Origin of the sequence: Kangiella sp. (assembly GCF_014762745.1) — a bacterium.
GTDB lineage: Bacteria > Pseudomonadota > Gammaproteobacteria > Enterobacterales > Kangiellaceae > Kangiella.
The window spans coordinates 46332-72050 of the sequence record NZ_JABURJ010000110.1; the positions used below are offsets into that span (position 1 = coordinate 46332).

The window sequence follows — 25719 nt, forward strand, 5'->3', positions numbered from 1 at the left end:
ATTTTAACGCTTCGAGTAATATTAGTATGTCACACATTTGCCTAGTTACCGATATCCAGGACGGCCAAGCCAAAGCTTTTCCTTATAAAGATCGCGATCTTATTGTGGTACGTCGCGGCCTCAACGTTTACGGCTACGTCAATCGTTGCCCTCATGCCGGTACTGATTTGAACTGGCAGGACGATCAGTTTATGACGGATGACGAACAGTATTTAATGTGTTTTACTCACGGTGCCCTTTTTGAGCCTGAAACCGGCAAATGTGTCGCCGGCCCCTGTGCCGGAGCCCACCTTGGCGAAGTGCCGCTGGAAGTAGAAAATGGCAAAGTCTATTTAGCAGAGTAGCCCCCCGACCTCAAAAAACCGATTATCCATACATCGTGTTCCCTAAATGCGGTTTCGTTGCAAAATGTTACCGCCCTATTGCATTCTTAAGGAATATTCTTAATACTGTTTTTTGTGAAACAATTCACATAAGCACTGTTGGGGGAAAATATTGAGCAAACTCGCACTCATCGCGTTCACATCCAGCTTCTCTTCATCATGGCTACCGCTCATCTTAATCATGATGCTGGCTGCAGGACTGGTTATTGCCATATTCCTCTGGCGCAAGGCAAGTGATGAAACTATAGCCACAAAGAACCTTCTCAACGCTCAATATCGAACACTTAATTCTGTCGTTAAATTCAAATCGCTCGAAGATAAGCTTGACGATATCTGCTCACTGATAGAAAGCCAGATTGATGACGGACTGAGTTCAATCATGCTGGCTGATGAACAGGGCGAAGTACTGAGCCCTATTGCATCGCCACAACTGCCACAAAGTTTTTTGCAATCTTTAAAAGGGTTACCGATTGGCAAAAAGGTCGGAGCCTGTGGTGCAGCAGCAGCTACCGGTAAAGCAGTTATTGTCCGCGATATGCTGGAAGACGATCGCTTTGAGCAGTTTCAGGATCTCATTCATGGCTATAACCTGAGAGCCTGCTGGTCGCATCCCATCTACACCAGCGACAGTAAAAAACCGGTTGGAACCTTTGCTTTATATTTTAGAAAGCCTCGTTCGCCGAAAGAGGGTGAACTTGATCTGATTCTACGTAGCCGCGATCTGGCAGCTCTGATCATTGAACAGCATCAGCAACGAATAAAAAGAGAACGCTTTGAGCAGCAAAATCGCTCCCTATTCACTCATAACCCAGAAGCAGTTTATACTCTTGACCTTGAAGGACACTTTACCAGCGTCAATAAAGCCGCATGCGAACTGATGCAATGCTCTGAGCAGGAGCTTCTAGGACAGCACTATAATTTAGCAGTTGTTGAGGAAGATCGAGCTAGAACAAAAGAGCACTTTGAAGCTGCGCGTCGAGGTATTCCCCAGCGCTATGAAATTCATGGACACAATAGTTTGGGTGAACTACTACACCTTCATATCACCAACATGCCGATCATTGTTGACGGTGAAGTGACAGGGGTTCATGGCATTGCATTGGACTTAACCCGAGAAAAACTTCATGAAGAACGCTCAAAAATCCTCGAACGCAGCGTGGAGTCCAGCACCCATGGTTTGCTGATTAGTGATGCCCGAGCCGAAGACTTCCCGGTGATATACGCCAACCCTGCATTTGAGCGCATTACCGGCTACAGTCAACAGGAAATACTTGGTCAGAACTGTCGTATTCTGCAAGGCCCGGAAACCGATCAGAAAACTCGCAAGGCCATTCGCGAGGCACTAAAAAATAATCAGGAAATTTCCAGCATTATCAAAAACTATAAAAAAGATGGCACTCCATTCTGGAATGAACTGCTGATTTCGCCAGTAAAAGATACGCATGGAAAAGTGACTCACTTTATCGGTCTGCAAAACGATATTACCGAGCGCATTCAGCGCCAGGAAAGTTTGGAGTTCCATGCCTCTCATGATCCTTTGACTCATCTGAAAAACCGTTCGGCACTTGAACGCTACCTTACCGACTGGGTCAAAGGTAAAAATAAATCAGACAATATTTATATTCTCTTTATCGACCTCGATGGCTTTAAGCCAATAAATGATAGTTTAGGCCATGAGTTCGGCGATCATGTACTGGTCGAAACAGCGCAACGCCTTAACGCTGAAATCATTGAGCCTAATCTACTGGCACGATTTGGTGGTGATGAATTTGTCGCAGTGATTCAAGACTTATCTGATCGCGAACAAGTTGAACAGCTGGCACAGAAACTGTTAGCCAAAGTTGCCGAAACCTATAAGGTCGGTGATATTGAAGTTTCGCTATCCGCCGCCATTGGCATCGCAACTAGTGAAGAAACCTTTAAGCATCCAATGGAATTGATTCAGCGAGCGGATATTGCCATGTATGAGGCCAAGAAACGAGGTGGCAGTTACATCTACTGGCATAGCGCTGACTTGAACACCAACATCAATCAGCAGGTTGCTGTGCGAGCCCAGCTACAGGACGCTATTTTACAAAACCAGTTTGAATTATTTTATCAGCCTATCATGCGCCATGATAATACCATTGGCGGCGTGGAAGCCCTCATTCGTTGGAAACATCCGATTAAAGGTTATATTTCTCCGGCTGAGTTTATCCCTGTCGCTGAAAGAACTGGGCAAATCATTCCGATCAGCGAATGGGTGCTTAATCAGGCTTGTAGCGATATATACCAGCTAAAAAAATTGGGCATTAACTCTGTCTCGGTCAACTTCTCACCGATCCAGTTTTACCGCGAAGACTTTATCGAAAAAATTGCCGATACCCTTAAACTCCACAATATCCAGCCTGGTGAGTTAACCGTTGAGATTACAGAAAACGTATTGGTGCATGACACTGACCACATTACCGAGCTGTTGCACGAGCTACGCCAGCTCGGAGTGGATGTGGCCATTGATGATTTCGGTAGCGGCTTTGCCAGTTTGCGCTACCTTAATATGCTACCGGTAAACAAGCTCAAGATTGATCGCAGCTTCACCGGCAATATTAACCAGAATGCCCATAACGCCGCCATCACACGCGGTATATTGGGCATGACTGCAGAGATGAATATTGAAGTGGTCGCCGAAGGCGTCGAAACTGACGAAGAATACCAATACCTTCGCGAACACCAATGCGACTTTATGCAAGGCTATTTATTCTGCCGCCCCATCCCGATTAAAGAGCTGATACAATGGGTGGAGAGTCGTTAGTGGAGTTACTGGGTTGAACTGTCCAGACTTTCTACTTTACTTCGTTTATCTCTCCAAATTACCCATAAGACAAACACACCGCTAGCGATTAGCATGGAACTTTTTACTATATAATCGAATAGAAATAGTAACCATAAGAATATATAGCTTAGAGTAACTAAAGTTTTCCCTATATTATTCATTTTAAAACACCTATCGTTACCGACTATGACTTTCCCATTGAGTCTATGATTTAAAGACTAGTTTTTGTTACGACTACTAAATCTTTTGTCAGCAACATATAAAACCAGAGCTAGTGCAAAAACTATTGCAACTTCCAGCCATGTTGGCAGGGCAAATACATTCCTTAAAACGTATCCAATGGAAATTCCCAATATAAAATATAGTATTCCTTTCATTTATCTACCTATTTCTTAATCTCATGCAACATACCGCCTTCCAGCACTAAAACCCTATCGGCCATAGCGATGGTTTCTGGGCGATGTGCAACAATAATTCGTGTGATATTTAAACTCTTCACAGTGTCATTAACTACTCTCTCAAGTCCTACATCAAGATGAGAAGTTGCTTCATCGAGAAATAGCACTTTTGGTTCTTTATATAATGCACGTGCTAATAGCAGTCTTTGCTTTTGACCACCTGAGAGACTGCTTCCCATGTCCCCTATCAATGTGTTGTATCCCATTGGCATCGCCATGATATCGTGGTGTATTGCCGCCATTTTGGCACATTCTTCAATTCTTGCCTGGTCATGAGTTGTATCAAAAAAACAAATGTTGTCAGCAATGCTACCTGATAACAGTTGGTCATCCTGCATGACTGTTCCAATCATTTTTCGGTAATTCCTTAATCCTATTTTTCGTATATCAAGGCCATCAAGTATTACTGCTCCCTGGGTCGGCTCTAATAAACCTAACAAGATTTTAATTAGTGTCGTTTTACCCGCTCCCGATGCTCCGACAATTGCGACAGATGAACCCGGCGTTATCCTGTAATTTATACCCTTAAGGATCTCGGGTTCGTTTGAAGAATACTTAAAGCGTACATTTCTGACTTCCACTTCTCCCTTGCTATCTATTACATTACTTGAACCCTCAGTATGTTTTTCCTGCTCAGCCAAAACAATATCACCTAACCTTTCAAGGTGAAGCGAAAGCATCTTAAACTGAATAAGCTTATCAACTAGTGCCGAAGCCTTGCCGGTAAACTGTGATTTGTAAGACATAAATGCATACAACATACCCACCGTCAGGAGACTATCTATTACTTGAGTTGCCGCAAGATAAATAACAATAACGTTCTCAATCCCAAATATCAGTCCATTTAGAAAGTTGTATGTGATATTAAGCTTACCAACCTTGATCCCTGCATTCATTTCATCGGCATAATAATTTTGCCAAACAGCCTGTCTTTGAACTTCATTTCCAAACAATTTGACGCTTTGTACCCCTCGAACTGTTTCCATGAAGTTAGAGCTTTGCTTGGCATTTGCAACTATTTGCTCCTCGTTTAGTTGCCTGTAGGGTCTATACAAGGCCAACCTTAGTAAGGTATATAACAGTACCGCACCAATTACAATAAAGCCCAATAATGTACTGTACACAAACATCATTATTAGAAGACCTACAGCCATAATTCCATCAACCAATGCCGATATTAATCCCGTGGTTAATAAATTCCTTATACTTGCTAAAGACCCAAACCTTGAAACAACATCACCAATATGTCTTTTCTCAAAGTAGTCCATTGGCAGTCTAAGAAGGTGTCTGAATAAATTAGCGGCCATCTGTATATTCAGCTGAGTACTCATATACAAAATAATAATACTACGTAACGCTGTAACAGCTACCTTAATCAGCATTAATAAGCCAAAGCCAATAGCAAGAACTACCAGCAAATCAAGATCTTGGCTGACGATTACATCATCAACTACAAGTTGCATGTAAAACGGACTGGCTATAGCAAAAGTTTGCAGTAATAACGACAAGATAAAGATCTGAACTAGAACACGCTTTATCCCAGTAATACTGCTCCAAAAGTCAGATAGTTTGGTCTTTCGCTTTATCTCTTGCGGCTTAAAGTCTGGCGTAGGTGTTAACTCCAGTGCCACCCCAGTAAAGTGCTTCGAAACCTCGTTAAGTTTTAATGTTCTTAGTCCAACTGCAGGATCATGAATTGTTATCTTATCCCGTTTAATACTTTTGAGTACAACAAAGTGATTGAGATCCCAATGAAGTACGCAAGGTGTTTTTAAATGATTTAACTCTTCTAATTCCAGCCTCAAAGGGCGAGCTGACATTTCTAAGTTATCACCGAGCTTAATGAGATCAGCGAGAGTGGCACCTTTAGACGATATTGAGAATTTCCGGCGCAGAGAGTTTAGATCAACTTTATGGCCATGATAGTTAGCTATCATGGCTAAACAGGCCAGTCCACACTCTGAAGCTTCAGTTTGGATTATTAAAGGTAACGTCTTTCTCCAGCTGTACTGGAGTAGTTTAGAAGGATTCTCCATTATTATTATATTTTTCCACGCAAACTATAAATAGGTTCGAGCAACCATTCAACTAAACTTCTCTCACCCAATATAATATCGGCGTTAACCGACATGCCAGATTGCAATATCATTTTCTTATCATATGCCGTTACATACTGGGATTTTAACTCAACATTCACCTTATAAACAGGCTCTTGCAACTGTATTAAGTTCGATGCTTCGTTTGGATTAATTACCGAAGACGCGATATTGCTCACCGTTCCTTCGTACAGCCCATATCGTTGATAAGGGAAGGCATCATACCTTAACAATACTTTTTGTCCTTCATTAACAAAACCAATTGCACGGGAGGGAAGGTATAACTCAGCATACAGTACAGTATCTTCAGGTATTATAGTTAACAGTGGCTTATTAGGACTAACAGTTTGTCCTGCATTTACCTGCATAGCAGTCACACGACCAGAGACAGGAGCCTTGACAATATAAGAGCTTGCTCCTTTGAGCTCGATAATCCTTTCTTTTAAACGAGCTAACGTACTCTCTAACTCATTCTGACGTTCTTTGGCTTTAACTGGTAATTGAGATAGTTGCTTCTCTGCTTGGCTAAGTTCCAACTCTTTATTGAGAATTACTCTTTTGAGTGATTCCAAATTAGCTTTATGAGTTAAGTAAGTGCTATGCCTAGAGCTAACCTCAGCCTCTCTAACTAACCCCCTTTTTCTAAAATCAATATACTTGCTCCATTCATTTTTATTTACCTTCACAAGCTCTCTTTGCGTTTTAATTTGTACAGAAAGCTTCGACAACTCATCAGATAAGTTCGCTATCTGTTGGTGCAACTGCTCTGTTTCAGATGCATTAATTTCCTCTTGGTTGAAAGCACGATCAAGAAGGCTATCAATCTGAGTTTCAACTTCCTTAATCAATTGCTCGTTAAGTGCATGACCTCCCGCGTAATACCTCCCTGTGGCTACCTGCAAAATAGCATCGCCTTTTTTAACATAGTCACCTTCTATTACTAGCTTTTTGTCCACCGTGCCTAGATAAGGAGCATATACTTTCAGCGCTCCCTTATTTGGCAGTATATAACCATTAACAATCTGCTTTTTGGAATAAGTGCCTTGTATAAGAAACAATACCATCGACAGCACTATAGCTAAAAAAAATAACACAAACGCTAAACTTAAAGGCTGATTTTTTACAACTACACTTCCCAACATATTGGAAGAACTGTTGTCTACTGCTTCTTGTCGATATAACTTTACATCTTCCATATTTAATATTTAAAGGACTCGATAACTATCTTACTAAGTTCCCAGTTGCTAATATTTATTTTTTAGTATTGCTTTACATGAGCTATAAAGACTTTAACTTCAATTAAACTATCAAATATAGTGCCCCTATCATTTATACGACTGACATTTACCATTAATTTTCATATATTCTAATAATTTATGTAGAAAATATTTCAAACTCGATCCCATGCCCAATCTTGTTTTATCATCTTTGCTACCCAGAACTACTTCTAAACCTTCATATGCCTTATAACTTTCTAATAGATTTCTTTGAAATGGGACGGTCTAACTTCTCTGTTTGAGGAAAACTTATCAAGAACTACATAAATGTCCTATTTTAAATTTAGGTTTAATTAAATTAACCATGCCACATTACTACAATGTATTTATTTAATTAATTACTAATAATCACGTGTATCTAGCAATTTTCATTAATAAAGGGCGCCCACATGGGCGCAGGATATACTGTCACAGAACTGACTAAATCAGTTAATACTTTAAGTATCTCTGACAACATCAATTGATACCTTAACAGTATTGTCTTTTCTGCCATCTATTGCTTTACTGCACTCAACTTGGTATTTATTGTTAGAGTAGTTTATTTTAACTTTTACATTTGACTTTGTATAAAAAACTCCGTTTGAGATTTCTGTGCTTTCAGATGAAAATCTTGTTGCACTATTTATAATATCCTGAGCGATAGCTTTGCAATCCCTTTGCTCGAAACTATCCTCTTTAGAAAAAGCCTGCTTTGAAAACAATAGTAGAAGCACAAGTGCAAGTACTAATTTCCACTTACTATGCATATTTACAAACTCCTTTACTCACCTTGCGAAACATCTACCGTCCGCTCATTACAATCAACAGTTAGAGAATCCCCTGAATTTAATTCCCAGCCTAAAATATTAACTGACTTTGTGACCTCTATACTAAAACTATCAACTGACCCGCTATCGCATACATCACTAACAAACTGTTGTCTTTCTGAAGCAGTACTATCTGTAAGCCCGCTTTCATTGCCACCACTTATTATATTTAAACTATCTAAAGCTAATTCCTTCATAACAACACCTAAAATCTAATCTTATATAAAAGAGCTCATTACTGAGCCCTTTACAATTGCGAATAAAAAAATTGAACGTATAATTAACCTTCTGAGGTTTCTCCGCTTGAGCTTCCCTCTCCCGAAGGTTGATTAGAACCAGTATCAGTGTTACAGGTTACTGATACCTTACCTGATAATGAACCAGAAAATACAGACCCAAAAGTAACCTCGCCCTCAAGCATCATGCTAGCTGAATCCACATTACCAGAGTCACAAATTGCTTCTGGCAAAGTGTCAACATTGCTAGATGATGAGCCACCATCATTTCCACCAGCAACAATTGTAATTTCTTCTACTGTTAAATTTCTCATTTGATTCTCCTAATTTGTTTGTTACTTTTCTCCATGTTTCCATGTCGAAGTTTGATTAATTAAAATTGTTAAAGCGCTTCAACGGGTGCAGAAGTTAATCCAAATCAATGGGGGGGGGGTAGTATCTTTTTGCGTTTTTTTGTATTTGTTTGTATCAATGCGTATTTGCATTAACCTCAATTTATTAATGACTTTTGAGTTCTTTGACTGTAAACAACGTGCTAAAAAGTATATCTCACTCTTGTCATCGCTCTTTCTTTATCATAGATTCATTAGTTGATTTTATTAATAACCTTCCATTAAATTCTTATGCAATTCTCACTACCACTCGAAAAAGCCACGCTTAAGAAACGCTACAAACGATTTCTGGCCGACGTTCACAACACCAAGAAGGGAGACTTTACAGCCCACTGCCCCAATACGGGTTCGATGAAAAACTGTTGGCAGGAAGGTGATACCGTCTGGCTGCTGGATTCTGAAAATCCGAAACGCAAATATCGCTACACCTGGGTGCTGGATGAAACTCCCGATGGTGACTTTATTTGCATTAACACTCATCTAGCCAACCAAATTGTGATGGAAGGCATTGCCGAGAAAAAAATCAAGCAACTTAATGGTTATGATTCTGTCAGACAGGAAGTGAAGTATGGCGATGAGAACAGTCGCATTGACCTGTTACTTGAGGCTACTGATAAGCCTGACTGCTATGTAGAAATCAAAACGGTGACTTTGCTCGAACAAGGTGATGAATTTAAAGCTGGCGCCGGTTTCTTTCCCGATGCAGTCAGTACTCGCGGACAGAAGCATCTGCGCGAGCTGATGGCAATGGTTGAGCAGGGGTATCGGGCAGTGCTGTTCTTTCTGGTCCAGCATACCGGCATCAAAACGGTCAGCCCGGCTGCGCATATTGATCCACAATATGCTAAGTTATTAGATAAGGCGGCTAAGACTGGGGTTGAAATTGTCGCTTATAACACCCATATCAGCTCGGCTGAAATATATTTAGGGAAAGAACTACCGGTTATTATTCCCTGATTTTCAGTAGGTTAATCAACACCTTAAGTCAGAAAAGTCTATTTTTTGCACTTTTTTAATGTATTTTGCACAGATTAGGCTTTTCAATTGCTGGTCATAGGGATAATATCCCTGTTTCACTTTTTCAAAGCGAGCCCTTTAAAAGCTTGCTTTTTTGCCAAGTGCGCGCCGTGAGGCGTCTGGTTTTAATACGAAATGGAGCGTTGCTTAGATGCCACGTAAACAATCAGTAACAAATAGCACTCTCGAGAAATTAGGCCTTAAGCCTTATAAAGAGAAGAAAGGCGAAGAATACATGAATGATGCTCAATATGAGCACTTCCGCAATATTCTTGCCGCATGGAAAAAACAATTGATGGAAGAAGTTGATCGTACTGTGCACCATATGCAAGACGAAGCTGCAAACTTCCCGGATCCGGTTGACCGCGCTGCTCAGGAAGAAGAATTTTCTTTGGAACTGCGTACCCGCGACCGCGAGCGTAAATTGTTAAAGAAAATTATTCAGTCTCTGAACAAGATTGACGATGAAGAATACGGTTACTGCGAATCCTGCGGTATCGAAATCGGTATTCGTCGTCTGGAAGCACGTCCTACTGCTGAGCTTTGCATCGACTGCAAAACTCTGGCAGAAATCAAAGAAAAGCAATACGGTAGTTAATTGTTCGGGGCAGACATATCGTCTGCCCTTTTCATATCTATCCCTTGTCTTATTATGGCAGGACGTTTTGCTCCATCCCCATCAGGCCCTCTTCATTTCGGCTCGCTGATAGCAGCCGTCGGTAGCTATCTGATCGCAAAGTCTCGCAACACTCAATGGCTGGTTCGCATCGAAGACATTGATCCGCCGCGCGAAGTGCAAGGTGCCAGCGACATCATATTGCGCCAGCTGGAAGCCTTTGGTTTGCACTGGGATAGTAGTGTTCTGTATCAAAGCCAACGCCTTGATCGTTACAACGAAATCATAGAAGAGCTCAAATCGCGGGATCTGGTCTACGCCTGTAACTGCACCCGAAAAAAAATTAAAGCACGCAACGGCAATGGCTACTATCCGAATATCTGCGCTGCAAAGAATTTAAGCTTTAATGGCGACGTCGCTATCAGATTACGCCATGGCCACGATGACTATCATTTTGTGGATAAGATTCAGGGAAGTTGTCAGTTTGATGATTCTCTCTATAACGAGGACTTCACCATTCGCCGCAAGGATGGCTTAATCGCCTATCAGTTAGCGGTTGTGGCTGATGATATTGAACAGGGCATCGATCATGTGGTGCGAGGCTGCGATCTGCTCGACTCTACTCCACGCCAGCTACGTCTTTATGAAGTGCTCAGTGCTAAAGCACCTGACTGGTATCATCTGCCGCTGGCAATTAACCCTGATGGCAATAAATTATCCAAACAGAACCATGCTCCGGCTATCGACAGCCAACAGGCCTCGAAGCTTTTATGCCACGCACTGGAATTTTTAGGCCAGCCGGTTGCTCTGGAACTCAGACAAGAATTGCCCGTGGCCATTATGGATTATGCCCTTAGCCAATTCAGGCTTGATCAGATCCCAGCCAGCCAACAAATCCTTTATTTAGATTAATTAGATAGGCGCTTGTGCTATGATCGCCCCATACTGTCAAATTCACACTTTATGAGTTCAATAATTAAGTCCGTCAAACGTTGGTTTGCCAGCCCGGCTACTGAAACATCCGGTGCAGGAGCAAATACTCAAATCATTTCACGCGATCAGCATTCGATTTCGCGTAAAGATATTAGCGAAAATGCCCTGAAAGTCTTATACCGTCTGAGCAATGCTGGCTATGAGTCATTTCTGGTCGGCGGTGGCGTGCGTGATATTTTGCTGGGGCTGCATCCTAAAGACTTCGATATCGCGACCAATGCAACGCCGGAACAGGTCAAAGAACTGTTCCGCAACTGCCGTATCGTCGGTCGTCGCTTCAGGTTGGCGCATATTCTGTTTGGCCGCGATGTGATTGAGGTGGCGACTTTCCGGGCGCATTGCGATGACAATATTCAGCAGGCCAAAGAAGGCATGATACTGCGCGATAATGTCTATGGCGATATTGAAGAAGATGCCATTCGCCGTGACTTCACCATCAATGCGCTTTACTACAACATCAAGGATTTCTCGGTTCACGATTATTGTGATGGTCTGTCGGACTTACGTAAACGTCAATTGCGTATGATTGGCGACCCGGAAACCCGTTACCGCGAAGATCCGGTGCGCATGTTGCGTGTGGTTCGCCTGGCCTGCAAGCTGGATTTATCTATTGAGCAGAAAACCCTTGAGCCTATTGCCGAACTGTCCTATTTGCTTGAACAGGTTCCTGCCGCTCGATTATGGGAAGAATACCGCAAACTGTTTCTGGCCGGTGCCGGCAAGCTGACCTTTCAAAAACTACGCGAGTATGGTCTATTCCATGCATTGTTCCCAGCGACCGATCGCGCTCTGAAACATCAAGATACTGCCCAGGCCCAACAGACTGAGCAACTGGTTCTGGACGCGCTGGAAAACACTGATACGCGGATTGCTACCGAGCAAACGGTTAACCCGGCATTTCTGATGGCCGTCATGTTATGGCAGCCTCTATTGGAAAGTACCGAAGCGCTACAGCAGAAGGGCAATAACTTTAATGATGCCTTTTTTAAGAGCATGGCTCGCGTTCTCAACGCCCAGAGTCAGCATATCTCCATTCCGCGCCGTTATGCACTGGTGATTCGCGATATCTGGAGTATGCAGTTGCGCCTGCCTGCGCATCATGGCAAAAAAGCCTGGAGTATTTTCGAGCACCCACGTTTTCGTGCTGCTTACGATTTTTTACTGCTCCGTTCGCAGTCTGATCCACGTCAGAAAGAGCTCGCCGACTGGTGGACCAAATTTCAAGATGCCGATGCCAATGACCGCCGCCAGATGCTACAGCAAACTGCTACTGGCAAAAAACGTCGACGCCGCAAGCCGCGCAACCCAAAACGCCAACAAGCAAGCAAGAACCGTCATTAATTTCCACCACCATGACAAGACATTCCTTAACAAGACGCTCGATTGCATACATTGGTCTTGGTAGCAATTTAGCCCAGCCTGTTCAGCAAATTGAACAGGCATTGCTGGCGCTTGATCAACTGCCTAACAGCTACCTGCTAAGCTATTCCAGCCTTTATCAGAGCGCACCCATGGGCCCGCAGGATCAGCCGCCTTTTATCAATGCTGTCGCCAAGCTGGCCACTGGTTTTACGCCAATAGAGTTACTCGACCAGCTGCAAGCCATTGAAAATCAACAGGGGCGAGTCCGCGAAGAGCGTTGGGGCGCTCGCACATTAGATTTGGATCTCTTGCTCTACGATCATACAATCATGCAAACTGACCGTTTAACCCTGCCCCACTACGGTATTAAAGACAGGGATTTCGTACTGAAGCCATTGGCAGAATTAAGTCCTGGAATGTCGCTTCCGGATGGTAGCCTGATTAAAGACTTATTAGAAAAGTGCCCACAGTACGATTTAATGGCCTTAACTTATGACAAGAATCATCATTGGCGCCTTTACAAAGATGCCGCTGAGACAGATGACTCAGAGCCAGGAGTAATTGAGTGAGTGTAAACATATCCATTCCGCATAATTTTATTGCCGTTGAAGGCCCGATTGGCGTAGGCAAAACCACTCTAGCGCACAGGTTGTCGGAGGCTCTCAGCAGTGATCTGATTCTCGAGCAGGCAGAAGAAAATCCCTTTCTTGAGCGCTTTTATCAGGATCCGAAATCAGGCGCCCTACCGACTCAATTGTATTTCCTGTTTCAGCGTGTTCGTCAATTACAGGAAGTGCGTCAGTCGGATATGTTCAGTCCGGTTCGAGTAGCCGATTACCTGATGGAAAAAGATCGCCTGTTTGCCCGTTCCACTTTGGATCAGGACGAATTACGACTGTATGAGCAGGTCTATCAGAATCTGACCATTGATGCGCCAAAACCGGATTTAGTCATTTATTTGCAGGCTTCTGTGCCGGTGCTGCTGGAGCGTATCAGAAAGCGTGGTCGTGCGGCAGAAAGCCCGGTGACCAAAGAGTATCTGCAGACCATTTGTGAAGCTTATACCGATTTCTTCTATTACTATGATGAGTCGCCACTTCTGATCGTCAATGCTTCAGGCATTGATCTGGTCGAAAATGAAGCTGACTTTAATATGCTGCTCGATCAGATCAAAAATACCACAACTGGCCGTAACTATTTTAATCCTCATCCAGCATAGGCTGTGACAAAACCCTGAGAATAAATCCAGAGATTAAACCATGAAAACATTAACCATTAGCGATATCGAAAAACTGAAACAGCAAGGTAAAAAATTCAGTTGTATCACCGCCTATGACGCCACTTTTGCCGGTGTTATTTCTGATGCAGGCGTCGATATGATTCTGGTCGGTGATTCGCTGGGCAATGTGATTCAGGGACAGAAAACGACGGTTCCGGTGACGGTTGAAGACATGGAATACCACATTGCCTGTGTGGCGCGTGGCAATAAACGCTGCCTGTTGATTGGTGACATGCCCTACATGAGCTATGCCACTCCGGAGCAGGCTTACCACACTGCCGCTCTTATCATGCAGGCTGGTGCTCACATGGTTAAGCTGGAAGGTGGCGACTGGCTGCACGATACCATTGCAGGTTTGACCGAGCGCGGCATTCCAGTCTGCGCCCACCTTGGCTTAACACCTCAATCAGTAGATGCATTAGGCGGCTTTAAAGTTCAGGGCCGTGACTCAAAACAGGCCAAACAGATGCTGGCCGATGCCAAAGCTCTCGAACAGGCCGGCGCACGCATGCTGGTGCTGGAATGTGTACCGCAAGGTCTGGCCAAACAGATTGCGCAGTCACTGACCATTCCGGTGATGGGTATTGGCGCTGGCGTTGATGTGGATGGTCAGGTGCTAGTGCTACATGACATGCTCGGTATTTCACCATTCCAGGCCAAGTTTGTTCGCAACTTCATGGCGGATGCCAAAGGCGATATCAAGGCAGCCTTTGAACTGTATCACGAAGAAGTTCGAGCGAAAAACTTCCCAGCTGCTGAGCACTCATTTGACTAAGGCTAGCTCTTACCATGATCGTCGTTAACTCCGTTCAAACTCTGCGTCGCCTGATTCAAACCCACCGAGATATGGGCCATCGTATTGGCTTTGTGCCGACCATGGGCAATTTGCACGCCGGTCATTTGAGCCTGGTTAAAACTGCCAAGCAGCATGCTGATATTGTCGTCGTCAGCATTTTCGTTAACCCAACTCAGTTCGGCCCCAACGAAGATTTCGATTCTTATCCTCGCACTTTCGAGCAGGATCAGGCGCTACTTGAACAAGAAGGCGCTGATATTATATTTGCTCCAGAAGTTGCAGAGGTCTATCCCAACTGGCCTAACCTGACCAGGGTTCAGGTCGCCGAGCTTGGCAACAACCATTGTGGCGCATCGCGCCCTGGCCACTTTGATGGCGTCACCACAGTCGTCAGCAAGCTGTTTAATATGGTACGCCCCGACTGCGCCGTATTTGGTCAAAAAGATTTTCAACAGTTGGCAATTATTCGCCGCATGACCAGTGATCTTAATTTCGATATTGATATCATTGGCGCACCGATTGTGCGCGAAGCAAACGGTCTTGCCATGAGCTCTCGTAATGGCTATTTAAGCACAGAGCAAAAAGAGCATGCTTCTTTTATCTACCAGACACTGTCGTGGATGAAGCAGCAAATCGAAAATGGAGAGCGTGATTATAGAGCTCTGGAACAAGCCGCCAAACAGCGACTAACTGAGCAAAATTTCAAGCCTGACTATGTGCATGTCGCTCGTCAGGATAATCTTGAGATGGCTCAAGATGGCGATCAGCAACTGGTCTTATTGATCGCAGCCTTCATGGGTAAAGTGAGATTGATTGATAATATGACGCTTGAGATTTAAACTAATTCAAAATTGACTTATTCTTTCCTGACTTCGCTATTTAACCTGGTATATCAGTAGCTTATTAACAATTACCACAACTGATAACCACTATTCCTGTCAAACTCTTTAACGCTTCTGATTTTTGTTTTATGCTGGTCTGATAAATGATTAGGAGCCAGTTATGTCTGATTCAAAAACCTATCCAATAAAACAGTTCAGCACCCATAACCCACACATTGATGAAGAAAAATATCTGCGTATGTACCAGCAGTCGGTACAGGAGCCGGATAAGTTCTGGTCACGTATGGCGCACGAGTTTATTGACTGGTTTGAGCCTTGGAAAACGGTAAAGGAAGTTGATTTTAAGAAAGCGTCCATCAAATGGTTTGAAGGTGGCAAATTAAATGTCAGCTATAACTGTATTGACCGTCATTTGAAAGATAAGGCTGACCACACCGCCATCATCTGGGAAGGTGATGAGCCGGATCAGCAACGTTATATCAGCTATCAGGAATTACACGACGAAGTGTGTAAAATGGCTAACGCACTAAAAAGTCGTGGTGTTAAAAAAGGCGACCGCGTCTGCATCTACATGCCAATGATCCCCGAAGTAGGTTTTGCCATGCTTGCCTGTGCGCGTATCGGCGCAATTCATTCAGTTGTGTTTGGCGGGTTTTCTCCGGAAGCCTTAAAAAGCCGTATTTTAGACAGTGACTGTCGTGTCGTGATTACTGCCGATGCTGGCGTGCGTGGCGGTAAGACGGTTCCGTTGAAAGCCAATACGGATAAAGCTCTAGAGCATTGTCCAAATGTGCATAGTGTTTTTGTCGTTAAACACCGATTGGCAGATATCAGCTGGCACGATGAACGCGATATTGACTATAACGAGCTGAAAAATGAGATGGAGTCCGAGTGTCCAGTCGAAACCATGGATGCCGAAGATCCGCTTTTCATTCTTTATACCTCAGGTTCAACCGGTAGCCCAAAGGGCGTTATGCATACAAGTGGTGGCTACCTATTGCATGTAGCCATGACCCACAAATATATTTTTGATTACCACGAAGGCGATATTTACTGGTGTACCGCCGATGCGGGCTGGGTTACAGGTCACTCCTATATCTTCTATGGCCCTTTGGCAAATGGTGCAACTACGTTAGTTTTCGAGGGTGTGCCCAGCTACCCGACACCCTCACGCTTCTGGCAGGTAGTTGATAAACACAAGGTCAATATCTTCTACACTGCTCCTACCGCTATTCGTGCCTTAATGGCTGTGGGCGACGATGCTGTCAAATCCACCTCTCGCAAATCCCTACGCCTGTTAGGCTCGGTCGGAGAGCCAATCAATGTCGAAGCCTGGGAGTGGTATTACAAAGTCGTTGGTAACGAGCGCTGTCCGATTGTCGATACCTGGTGGCAGACCGAGACTGGCGGTATTCTGATTTCACCACTACCCGGGGCCACTCCGTTAAAACCAGGCTCTGCCACTCGTCCTTTCTTTGGCGTACAACCGGCAATTCTCGATCAGGACGGCAACGAGCTTGAAGGCAAGGCCAGCGGTTACCTGGTGATGAAAGACTCATGGCCCGGGCAAATGCGTAGCGTCTATGGCAATCATGATCGCTTTTTCCAAACCTATTTCTCGCAATACTCCGGCTATTACTTTACAGGCGATGGCGCCAACCGTGATGAAGACGGCTACTACTGGATTACTGGCCGTGTTGATGATGTACTCAACGTATCAGGCCACCGCATGGGAACCGCCGAAGTTGAAAATGCCTTAGACCTACATCCGCTTGTAGCTGAGTCTGCCGTGGTTGGTTATCCGCACGATATTAAAGGTCAAGGAATCTATGCCTTTGTCATCTTCAAGAAAGGTGTGGAGTTTAATGATGAAATCAAGCAACAGTTGATTGATATTATCACTGAAGAGATTGGCCCAATTGCCAAGCCCGACAAGATTCAATGGGCACCTGATCTCCCCAAAACCCGCTCAGGTAAAATCATGCGCCGGATCTTGCGTAAGATTGCTGAAAACCAGGTAGACAGCATAGGCGATACTTCAACTCTTGCTGATCCATCGGTGGTTCAGCATCTGATTGATAACCGCTTGCACTGATAGATTGGAATGATAAGCCCTGATAATTTCAGGGCTTAGTTAAAACTCTTTGTTGTGCCCTTTCCAGCCACTCATCAGTAACCACAAAACCTCGCATAACCTCCCGATCTTTTTCCATGGCCACTACAGTCGATAACTGCTCTTGGTTCAATTGCCCCAGCTTTATCACCTGCGGATAATCATGCGCTGTCAGCTCTGACAACCAGTACATTCGTGGTAATTGATACCAGTCATAGTTTGTCTGATTCCGATATTCGATGAACTCATCATGCGTTGCCCAGAAACCTCTCAGGTGATGTGGCTCGACCTCAGCAGGATGCTGGAAATTTTGTTTGAGAAAATTCCTGATTGAATAGAATAAACGGCCTCTTGTCAGCAATGCTGTCTGGTCAATATTAATCTGTTCCTGCCTTAACCATTGCCTGACCTGATCATTCACTGATAGCGCTAATTGATGATTGAGCAAACGGTGAAACTTGCGGTCAAAGCGATCGCGTAAATTAGGGCCGACCCAGTCAGATAATTGTATGCCTCCACCTATTTGCAGATAGAACTTTACTGCCAGCTCACAATGAACAATCCGCTTTGAATTCAAATCCTGGATAATGGAATCAAACTCACCCAAAGTCTGCTTATTAATAATGACCTGCTGATTAAGGCGCACTAAATTAACGGTTGGATTTGAACGGATGAGATGATGCCACAGTTGTTCGAAGTAAACACCCAGCCGGTGGGTTAGCTCAAAAGTAAAGGTGCTACTGTCGCCTGCAGCATCAGCCAGAAATTGCTTGGCATTAAGTAAGTATTGATCGTGCAGTCCATTAACGTTTACCACCGATAGAAAATCTGGACTATTAATCAACCACTCTAAATCTGCCTGGATTCGACTTTTATCCTGCATCGGATTAACTCTTAACAAAACAGCTTTCATAATAGCAAAAAAAAGCCACCCGAAGGTGGCGAAGATTTCAGAAATATTCTGAAATAACGTTAGTGTCGAGAAGCTAGCACTAATTTCGAGGGGCCAGGTGCCAGCCTTTAACACTAAGGGGGAGAGGTTTAACAGTTAACCACGATTTTCTTTTCTGCGTTCCTGAGCTTCTTCACGCATTTCTTCTCGCATCTCATACATTTGTTCTCTCAGCTCTTTCATTTTGGCTCGCTGTTCTTCATTAAGGTGTTTCTGAACTTCCATATAGTGCTGATGCCTTCCCGCCATCATTTCGGCTTTAAGATCAGCCTGTTTACGCAAATTGCTTTGCAACTTAGCTTTATCCAAATTATCTTGTTGCATCATATGACGCTGCTCTTGCATCAACTCTTGCATCTGCTCCTGATGCGCCTTAACTGCTTCCTTTCGTTGCTCATAGAGTTTGTCAATTTTCATACGCTGCTCTTCATTGACACCTAACTTTTCCATCATCATATCGTGTTTCATCATAGAGTCATTGTCATGCATTCCTCCATGATTCCGAGCATCAGCACTAACGCTAAACACCATTAATGATGCTCCTAATGCTAATGCAAATAGTGCTTTATTAAATAACATAATTTACTCCTTACCCATTTCTCGCTTGCTGGTCACTGAATTCTTACTATGAAGAATGTTTTTTGCAAATTTGTATTACTCACTATAGACTCCTTTTATCCTTAAAAGTTTGAATTAATAACCGTTTTCACGTAAAGCTTGTGTAAAACTTACTGACTAAACTTTACACATTATTTTTGCAGTGCGTGCTAAACTCCTTTCACGCCAATAGGTTAGGGTAGCTATGCCAAAATTATTAGTTGCAGATGACGACATTGAACTTTGTCAATTACTTCAGGAATACCTCTCTCAAGAGGGTTTTGATGTTGCGCTTGCTCATGATGGAGCTACCGCTGCCAAATTGATTCTCGACCACAGTTTTGATCTGATGGTACTGGACGTCATGTTACCTAACATGAATGGTTTTGATGTTCTGAAAACGGTTCGTAAAGAGTCGCAGGTACCGATCCTGATGTTAACCGCTCGGGGCGATGAGATAGACAGAATTGTTGGCCTGGAACTGGGCGCTGATGACTATATTGCCAAGCCCTGTAATCCAAGAGAATTAACTGCCCGCATTCGCACCATCCTGCGCCGTACTGAGAATGTCTACAGCACCAAGCAAAAGAAACTCCAGTCAGTCCATCTTGGCGATGTTTATATCAACCCGGCCTCGCGCGAAGTGTTGCTAAACAACGAAGTGGTGAAGTTGACCGCCACCGAATTCGATATTCTTTATTTACTAATGAATAATGCCGGTACTCTAGTCAGTCGTGATGACTTATCGGAAAGCTGCCTTGGACGCACACTAGAAGCTTATGATCGCAGCATTGATATGCACATCAGTAATTTACGCCGCAAACTTGGCCCTGACTCCAAAGGGGATGAACGCATAAAAACAGTTCGCGGTGTTGGCTATCAGTATGTTGCCCTGGATTCGTAACCTCGTCCGGCCCAGCCTATTCTGGAAGATTTTTCTCTGGTTCTGGCTGGCAACCCTGATCACCTTAACCAGTGTTATTTTTCTATACAGTCTTACTGGAAACGATAACAAACTGGTTCCCGCATCTGACGAGGAAGCCAAGCAGTTACGCCAGGCCGCCATCAATATCCAATTACGCAAAATCATTGACGAGTATCAAACTGACAGTCTGTTGAAGATTAACCGCGTGCCAGATGATCTCGATAATACTTTTATTATCGACAAGAACGGCGAAGATTTGACAGGTAAAGAAGTACCCGATGTTCTGTACCACTTAAGTTCTTTTTATCGCAATCGCAATACTCCTGCTATGGTGGTAGTCGACAACATGGCCTACATTGGCCCTGAAATTGTTTTCAATCGAGGGAATTATTATCTGCTCTTTTTACAGCAAAAAAGTCAGAACCAGTTTACAACCGTTGTCTCCTACCTTTATCACTCCGTTTCGGCCTGGCACCTGCTATTAGCGCTTGGTATCAGTGCGCTAGTGTGTATTGCGCTGACCTGGTATCTGACTCGCCCCATTCATCAATTACAAAAAACCACACAGGCATTTGCGCGTGGCGATCTGAGCGCGCGATCAGAACGCTATCTTAGTAAACGGCAAGATGAGTTTGCCGATCTGGCGGAAGACTTTGACCTGATGGCTGAACGTATTGAGCGCATAATCCACTCACAAAAACGGCTGTTAAGTGATGTTTCACACGAGCTTCGTTCACCACTGACTCGTATGCAAATCGCTGCCAGTCTGGCCCAGAAAACAGCCAGTCCAGAGTCGCGCTCGCATATTGATCGGATCGAACTTGAGGTTGAGCGACTCGACGATATGATCGGAGAGCTTCTCCAGATGGCCGCATTAGAGCGTGGGCATGTTAATGAAGACCGCGCCAGTTTCGTTCTCAATGATCTGCTGGATGTTATTGTTGAAGACGCAAAATTCGAAGCAGAGGCGCATAACAAAACGATCGATTACCATAGCGCTAGCGAGATCACTTTTAACGGTTACTACAGCCTGCTGGCTCGCGCGATTGAGAATGTATTGCGCAATGCCATACGCCATACACCAGACGATACCTGCGTGACTGTTTCCACCTCGGAAACTGAGCTTGGCATTGAGATTAAGATATGCGACTCCGGACATGGCGTCAGTGAAGAACACCTGGAAAAGATTTTTGATGCCTTTTACCGCCCAACCGATGCACGTGAGCGAACCTCTGGTGGCACCGGGCTTGGTTTAGCCATTGCCAAAAGAGGGATTGAGGCTAATGGTGGCACCATCACCGCCTATAACCAAGCCAACTCTGGCTTATGCGTGGTGATACATCTGCCGAAAAGTCGAGTCTAGTTTACTGTAGAAAACAATAACAGGATCGCCAGAATAATCAGGAAGGCACCCAACACTCGATCAATCCAATGTCCAAATGACGCAAAGAACTGCCTCACTCTTTGCTGCGTCAACATGAGCGACAGAAAGACAAACCATGCGCCCGTCATCACTGACATCCAGATCCCATAAAGAGCCTGTATGCCCATTGGCGTTTGTGCGCTGACAATGGTGGTAAACAGTGAAAGGAAAAACAGTGTTGCCTTGGGGTTTAGCACATTGGTGATAAAACCCTGCCGGAATGCTTTAATATTGGTCATGGTATCGCGGCTAACCGGGTTAAAATCCTTAACCTCAGCTTTCTGTACACGAATGGCCTGCCAGCCTATATAAAGCAGATACGCCGCTCCAGCAACTTTGATGGTCGTGAATAACCACAGCGTATCTCGAATCAATAAGCCGATGCCTAAAACCGCATAGGTCACATGCACCAGAATTGCCAGGCCTATCCCAATACTGGTCAAAATCGCGAAGCGACGACCGAAGACCAGGCTCTGACGCATCACAATTGCAAAATCAGGACCCGGACTGGCCACGGCCAGTGCGTGCGCAGATGCCATCAAAAGAAATTCCTGCCAATAATGAGTAATCAGTTCATTTAACATGCATTAAATCTAAATAATGAGATACCAGATCTTGTAGCCTAACTGCATCATCAGGCTTCCATAACTCGAAATAACCAGGAAAACGATCACCGCTGAAAAGACGCCCAGTGCTAACAGGCTGTTGATATGACGCTTTAACGGTAATGTGGTGTGATGGGTTCTAGCATGATGATGGTCGATTAGAAAGCGTCCTAAAAGCCATAGACAAATGGCCATGATGATAAGACTGCCCACCAGCACCCAGACCTCAGTTTTTTCGAATGTCAGCGCAGCGCCGAGCACAACTCCCGGCATTAGATAGACCGGTGCCCATATCAGAGTGGCAATGACAATCGCAGTAATAAATTTCTTCGGTGGCATATCAAGCACGCCAGCAATCAGCGCTATCACTGCACGAATTGGCCCAATGAACTGCCCGACTAAAACACCGGCGAAGCCATGGCGCTGGAAGAAATCCTCTGCTGTATGCAACATCTTCTGGTGGCGTCGAATCCAGCCCCAGTGATGCACCTTGTCCTGAAAGTGATAACCAAACCAATAGGATACCAACTGACCACTGGCGGCACCCAGGAAGCTACAGAATGCGACCAGCCAGAAATTGAGTGTCCCGCCACCTATCAAGCTGCCAATCCCGACCAATAATAACCAGCCGGGCACGGCCAGGCCGACGATGGCCAAGGATTCTAAAAAGGCAATTAGAAACACAGCCGCACCAGCCATATGAGGGTGATTGGAAATCCAATCAAGAATGTCTTTAACAATTGCTTCCATCGGCGCTAATAATGACGAATGTTTCTGTAAAAGTCGATAACTAATCTTATCACTGTTTCTTCTCTTGCTTGTTGTCCGCAGGTCGTTTATCTTCAAAAGACCTTTAAGAATATCTTACAGCTATGAGCACTCCGTATCAGACAATCATCCAACAGCGCCAACCCAGTGATGTTGAAATTTTTCACAATGTTCACCCTGACGTAAAGCCCCCTTGCCTCAGTGTCGAAGAGATGGGTCTCTCTCATCAGGATGTAAACGACTATCGTTCTGCTGGCGAATTAATCAAAAGTCTTGCCAAGACCATTCACACCTGGCGACAGCACATGCCCAAAGATGCAGAGCCAACCATTGTTGCCATGCTTAACGGCGGCCTGCAGATCAATGTTACACGACTGGTTCAAGAGTCTTTTCATGGCATACGAATCGAAGGTACGGCTGGCGGCAATCCCTGTATGGTACTCACGCATCAGAACAATGTGGAGCTGTTATGTTATGTGCAGAAGGTTACCGAAGAAGAACCCAAGCAAAGAATCGGCTTTATTATTGATGGCCATGAGATAGAAGAATAATCCTGCCGTCTTCATAGTCATACCTCATACAAAAAGAGCGCCAATTGGCGCTCTTTTTTCATCTTAATCAAATATAAACCGCTAGATGGCTTCTTTAATATCTTCCTCTTCGTCCAGCATATTCAGATAGAAACCTTCATTTTCAGCAAGTGCCTGCAACTCACGCTCAACAAGCTCAACATCAATTACATGATCTGTCGATACCTTCATATTGATGGTATAGCCCTGACGATTGGGCATTGCGTCGGTTGCAATGTTGTCCACCCGTAAATGATTGCGTGACAAAATCCGCAACAATTCAATACTGGCAGCCTGATTTTTTATACCCCAGGCATCAATCTCAAATACGATATTTTCGGGATCAAATGGATAGGATGACTGACAGTTCTCAGTAGTGTGGAACTCGAATCTCAGTTTAGCGGACTCCAAACTTTCGAGACAGGCAACGAAGGGTTTGAAATACATGCTATTCAGCGAAACAGCGAAGACGCCAGTAAAATGATCTTTGACACGGTTAAATCGAGACACTTCCATGGAGCCTTTGAAACGATGAAGGATCTCGGTAATGGTGGTAACTATCTCAGGGTGATCGGAACCCGCCACCTTTAAGATGAACTTTTTATCGAGTTTTAACTTGTGTTGCGCATTCATCAAAATGCTCCATATATTGCGTTAGCGCTCTTAAAAAACTACTACAACTGCTAAAATCTGACAAGAAACCCTGTTTAAAATTCGAACAATTATGCTGGATTTGTTAAGTAGCGCATATTTGTACAATACTGATACACGATTCTTTATACTAGAATACAGCTAACTAACTGTATTAAATGGAGTTTACATGAAACCTCTTATTTCTGGCTGTCTTGCCTTAACCTTATTTGCCTGCGCAACCTCACCGACTGGTCGCAGTCAGCTAACTTTATTTCCTGAATCGCAAATGGCGCAAATGGGGGCAGCAAGCTTCACATCCATGCAGGAAAGCCAGAAGCTCGATAACAACCCTAGAAATGCCACCTACGTTAACTGCGTGGTGGATGCCCTGATTCCCGAACTGAATGCCATTGCTCCGGCCATGCGCTCCACCCAGTGGGAAGTTAAAATTTTCGCAGAAGACTCTGCCAATGCTTTTGCTTTACCAGGTGGAAAAATAGGCGTTCATACCGGCATGTTAAAAGTAGCCGAGAACCAACATCAGCTAGCTTCGGTTATTGGGCATGAGATAGGGCACGTTTGGGCCAAGCACAGTAACGAGCGAGTCTCACAGGGCTTTTTGACTCAAACCGGAATGCAACTGGCGGCAGTTGCCGCTGGCGATATGACCTCTGAAAAGCAACAGTTGCTGGGGCTACTAGGTGTTGGCGCTCAAGTTGGAATCATTTTACCTTTTAGCCGCAAACACGAATCCGAAGCAGATGAGATTGGGCTAGAACTAATGGCCCGTGCAGGCTTTGACCCACGTCAGAGTATTGAGTTATGGAAAAATATGCAGAAAGCAGGCGGTGGTTCAACGCCAGAGTTTTTATCCACTCACCCCGGCACCGATAGCCGCATCCGAGACTTAAATGCCAAAATGGACAGAGCCTTAAAAATCTACCAGCAGGCTCAGGCATCAGGAAAACGACCCAACTGCCGCCTTTAACGGATACTAGTTCTAATTCTCAAGACAAAAAAAGCGGACCTTATTGGTCCGCCAGATATCCGCCTCGCTCGTATATCGACTCCATATAGAGATCTTCAAAATCCTTAACCACAGATTTCTTCACTTCGGGCAAGGACAATAAATTTTCACGCCACTTTTGTATTTTCTTGTAGTCACTGACGGTATCAACACCAGTGTTTTCAGCAAGAATCTTTGAGCGCATTAAAAATGGCGCGAAAGAACTATCAACCAGACTGAAGTCTTTACCATCAAAAAAGCCCTGATTACCAATGCGTTTCTCAAGATGAGCTAATTTCTTATTCAAGTCTTCTTCGATTTTGACGAAAGTTTCTTCTCGGCGAGCCTGAGTCAGTTGAAACTGAATATTATTGATGCTGCCGCTGTATTCGATCCAGGAGCGATGCTCTGCTTTTTCCAGTGGATCCGTTGGTAGCATTGGCTTGCCATGAGTTTCATCAAGATACTCATTAATTACGGCAGACTCGAATAGCACCGTATCTTTGATACGCAACAAAGGCACTTTGCCCAGTGGCGATATCTCTACAAACCAGTCAGGTTTTCGCTCCAGAGAAATATATTCAATGGTGAAATCAATTTTCTTATGCAGCAGTGTGATCACCGAACGTTGCACGAACGGGCACAATTTGTGGCTGACTAATATTGGTTGTTCTAGAGCACTCATATTGTCCACTCAGACTTGATAACTAGTCGTAATGTAAATCGTTCTTTTTAGAAAAGCAACAACAAGGTCGTCACAAAA

At 44.2% G+C, this 25719-nt stretch carries 26 protein-coding genes; 15 read left to right on the forward strand and 11 right to left on the reverse strand.

Translation table 11 applies throughout. The annotated features are described in order from the left end of the window. Positions 1-26: 26 nt before the first annotated feature. Together HUJ19_RS09095 and HUJ19_RS09100 are read left to right on the forward strand one after the other, a co-directional pair. Positions 27-344, forward strand: a complete 318-nt coding sequence (locus tag HUJ19_RS09095) for a Rieske (2Fe-2S) protein (RefSeq protein WP_290623633.1) — start codon at positions 27-29, stop codon at positions 342-344. 151 nt (positions 345-495) lie between these two features. Continuing rightward, on the forward strand, positions 496-3174 hold the full coding sequence (locus tag HUJ19_RS09100) for an EAL domain-containing protein (protein ID WP_290623635.1): 2679 nt from the start codon (positions 496-498) through the stop codon (positions 3172-3174). A gap of 406 nt (positions 3175-3580) precedes the next feature. Here the strand turns inward: HUJ19_RS09100 and HUJ19_RS09105 are convergent, their stop codons facing one another. The 5 genes from HUJ19_RS09105 to HUJ19_RS09125 all read right to left on the reverse strand — a co-directional run bounded on the left by HUJ19_RS09105 (position 3581) and on the right by HUJ19_RS09125 (position 8382). Further along, positions 3581-5689: a peptidase domain-containing ABC transporter gene (locus tag HUJ19_RS09105; RefSeq protein WP_290623637.1), complete on the reverse strand. Its 2109-nt coding sequence runs from the start codon at positions 5687-5689 to the stop codon at positions 3581-3583. 5 nt (positions 5690-5694) lie between these two features. Further along, complete coding sequence (locus tag HUJ19_RS09110; RefSeq protein ID WP_290623639.1) at positions 5695-6945, reverse strand: HlyD family efflux transporter periplasmic adaptor subunit; 1251 nt, start codon at positions 6943-6945, stop codon at positions 5695-5697. 518 nt (positions 6946-7463) lie between these two features. Then, positions 7464-7772, reverse strand: a complete 309-nt coding sequence (locus tag HUJ19_RS09115) for a hypothetical protein (protein ID WP_290623641.1) — start codon at positions 7770-7772, stop codon at positions 7464-7466. A 14-nt stretch (positions 7773-7786) separates the two neighbouring features. Further along, positions 7787-8029, reverse strand: a complete 243-nt coding sequence (locus HUJ19_RS09120) for a hypothetical protein (RefSeq protein WP_290623643.1) — start codon at positions 8027-8029, stop codon at positions 7787-7789. An 83-nt stretch (positions 8030-8112) separates the two neighbouring features. Next, the gene (locus HUJ19_RS09125) at positions 8113-8382 is read right to left on the reverse strand and encodes a hypothetical protein (protein ID WP_290623645.1); all 270 of its coding nucleotides are present in this window, start codon (positions 8380-8382) and stop codon (positions 8113-8115) included. Positions 8383-8691: 309 nt separating this feature from the next. Between HUJ19_RS09125 and sfsA the strand changes: the two genes are divergently transcribed. From sfsA to acs, 9 genes are all read left to right on the forward strand, one after another. Then, positions 8692-9417 carry a DNA/RNA nuclease SfsA gene (gene sfsA, locus HUJ19_RS09130; protein WP_290623647.1) on the forward strand — a complete coding sequence of 242 codons (726 nt, stop codon included), beginning with the start codon at positions 8692-8694 and terminating at the stop codon, positions 9415-9417. Positions 9418-9628: 211 nt separating this feature from the next. After that, a complete protein-coding gene (gene dksA / locus HUJ19_RS09135) occupies positions 9629-10075 on the forward strand; it encodes an RNA polymerase-binding protein DksA (RefSeq protein ID WP_290623649.1) in 447 nt (148 codons plus the stop codon). A 54-nt stretch (positions 10076-10129) separates the two neighbouring features. Then, a complete protein-coding gene (gene gluQRS, locus HUJ19_RS09140) occupies positions 10130-11005 on the forward strand; it encodes a tRNA glutamyl-Q(34) synthetase GluQRS (protein ID WP_290623651.1) in 876 nt (291 codons plus the stop codon). 51 nt (positions 11006-11056) lie between these two features. After that, positions 11057-12427 (forward strand): polynucleotide adenylyltransferase PcnB, encoded by a 1371-nt coding sequence (pcnB, locus tag HUJ19_RS09145; protein ID WP_290623653.1) that lies wholly within the window; start codon positions 11057-11059, stop codon positions 12425-12427. 11 nt (positions 12428-12438) lie between these two features. Then, positions 12439-13017 (forward strand): 2-amino-4-hydroxy-6-hydroxymethyldihydropteridine diphosphokinase, encoded by a 579-nt coding sequence (folK, locus tag HUJ19_RS09150; RefSeq protein ID WP_290623655.1) that lies wholly within the window; start codon positions 12439-12441, stop codon positions 13015-13017. Then, positions 13014-13667 (forward strand): deoxynucleoside kinase, encoded by a 654-nt coding sequence (locus HUJ19_RS09155; protein WP_290623657.1) that lies wholly within the window; start codon positions 13014-13016, stop codon positions 13665-13667. The genes folK and HUJ19_RS09155 overlap by 4 nt, the downstream gene beginning before the upstream one ends. Before the next feature lie 40 nt (positions 13668-13707). Continuing rightward, positions 13708-14502 carry a 3-methyl-2-oxobutanoate hydroxymethyltransferase gene (panB, locus tag HUJ19_RS09160; protein WP_290623659.1) on the forward strand — a complete coding sequence of 265 codons (795 nt, stop codon included), beginning with the start codon at positions 13708-13710 and terminating at the stop codon, positions 14500-14502. A gap of 14 nt (positions 14503-14516) precedes the next feature. Beyond that, positions 14517-15362, forward strand: a complete 846-nt coding sequence (gene panC / locus HUJ19_RS09165; protein WP_290623661.1) for a pantoate--beta-alanine ligase — start codon at positions 14517-14519, stop codon at positions 15360-15362. Between the two features lie 163 nt (positions 15363-15525). Next, complete coding sequence (gene acs, locus HUJ19_RS09170; protein ID WP_290623663.1) at positions 15526-17460, forward strand: acetate--CoA ligase; 1935 nt, start codon at positions 15526-15528, stop codon at positions 17458-17460. A 28-nt stretch (positions 17461-17488) separates the two neighbouring features. Here acs and HUJ19_RS09175 read toward each other — a convergent pair whose 3' ends face one another. Beyond that, a complete protein-coding gene (locus tag HUJ19_RS09175) occupies positions 17489-18361 on the reverse strand; it encodes a DUF1853 family protein (protein ID WP_290623665.1) in 873 nt (290 codons plus the stop codon). 165 nt (positions 18362-18526) lie between these two features. Beyond that, positions 18527-19009 carry a periplasmic heavy metal sensor gene (locus tag HUJ19_RS09180; RefSeq protein WP_290623667.1) on the reverse strand — a complete coding sequence of 161 codons (483 nt, stop codon included), beginning with the start codon at positions 19007-19009 and terminating at the stop codon, positions 18527-18529. 223 nt (positions 19010-19232) lie between these two features. Here HUJ19_RS09180 and HUJ19_RS09185 point away from each other — a divergent pair, with 223 nt between their 5' ends. Together HUJ19_RS09185 and HUJ19_RS09190 are read left to right on the forward strand one after the other, a co-directional pair. After that, complete coding sequence (locus HUJ19_RS09185) at positions 19233-19931, forward strand: response regulator transcription factor (RefSeq protein ID WP_290623669.1); 699 nt, start codon at positions 19233-19235, stop codon at positions 19929-19931. Next, a complete protein-coding gene (locus HUJ19_RS09190; protein WP_290623672.1) occupies positions 19912-21315 on the forward strand; it encodes an ATP-binding protein in 1404 nt (467 codons plus the stop codon). Before HUJ19_RS09185 ends, HUJ19_RS09190 begins: the two co-directional genes overlap by 20 nt. On the opposite strand, the gene HUJ19_RS09195 is transcribed toward HUJ19_RS09190, so the two are convergent. Together HUJ19_RS09195 and HUJ19_RS09200 are read right to left on the reverse strand one after the other, a co-directional pair. Beyond that, positions 21312-21959 (reverse strand): LysE family translocator, encoded by a 648-nt coding sequence (locus tag HUJ19_RS09195; protein ID WP_290623674.1) that lies wholly within the window; start codon positions 21957-21959, stop codon positions 21312-21314. The two genes, HUJ19_RS09190 and HUJ19_RS09195, sit on opposite strands and share 4 nt — an antisense overlap. Positions 21960-21968: 9 nt before the next feature. Beyond that, complete coding sequence (locus HUJ19_RS09200; RefSeq protein ID WP_290623676.1) at positions 21969-22730, reverse strand: DedA family protein; 762 nt, start codon at positions 22728-22730, stop codon at positions 21969-21971. 122 nt (positions 22731-22852) lie between these two features. On the opposite strand from HUJ19_RS09200, the gene HUJ19_RS09205 reads away from it, so the two are divergent. After that, entirely contained in the window at positions 22853-23299 is a 447-nt protein-coding gene (locus tag HUJ19_RS09205) for a hypothetical protein (RefSeq protein ID WP_290623678.1), read from the forward strand. An 81-nt stretch (positions 23300-23380) separates the two neighbouring features. On the opposite strand, the gene HUJ19_RS09210 is transcribed toward HUJ19_RS09205, so the two are convergent. Next, a complete protein-coding gene (locus HUJ19_RS09210; protein ID WP_290623680.1) occupies positions 23381-23950 on the reverse strand; it encodes an ACT domain-containing protein in 570 nt (189 codons plus the stop codon). A gap of 187 nt (positions 23951-24137) precedes the next feature. Here HUJ19_RS09210 and HUJ19_RS09215 point away from each other — a divergent pair, with 187 nt between their 5' ends. Next, the gene (locus HUJ19_RS09215) at positions 24138-24938 is read left to right on the forward strand and encodes a M48 family metallopeptidase (RefSeq protein WP_290623683.1); all 801 of its coding nucleotides are present in this window, start codon (positions 24138-24140) and stop codon (positions 24936-24938) included. Positions 24939-24978: 40 nt separating this feature from the next. Here the strand turns inward: HUJ19_RS09215 and HUJ19_RS09220 are convergent, their stop codons facing one another. After that, positions 24979-25641, reverse strand: coding sequence for a glutathione S-transferase family protein (locus HUJ19_RS09220; protein ID WP_290623684.1), 663 nt, complete (start codon positions 25639-25641; stop codon positions 24979-24981). Positions 25642-25719 lie beyond the last annotated feature (78 nt).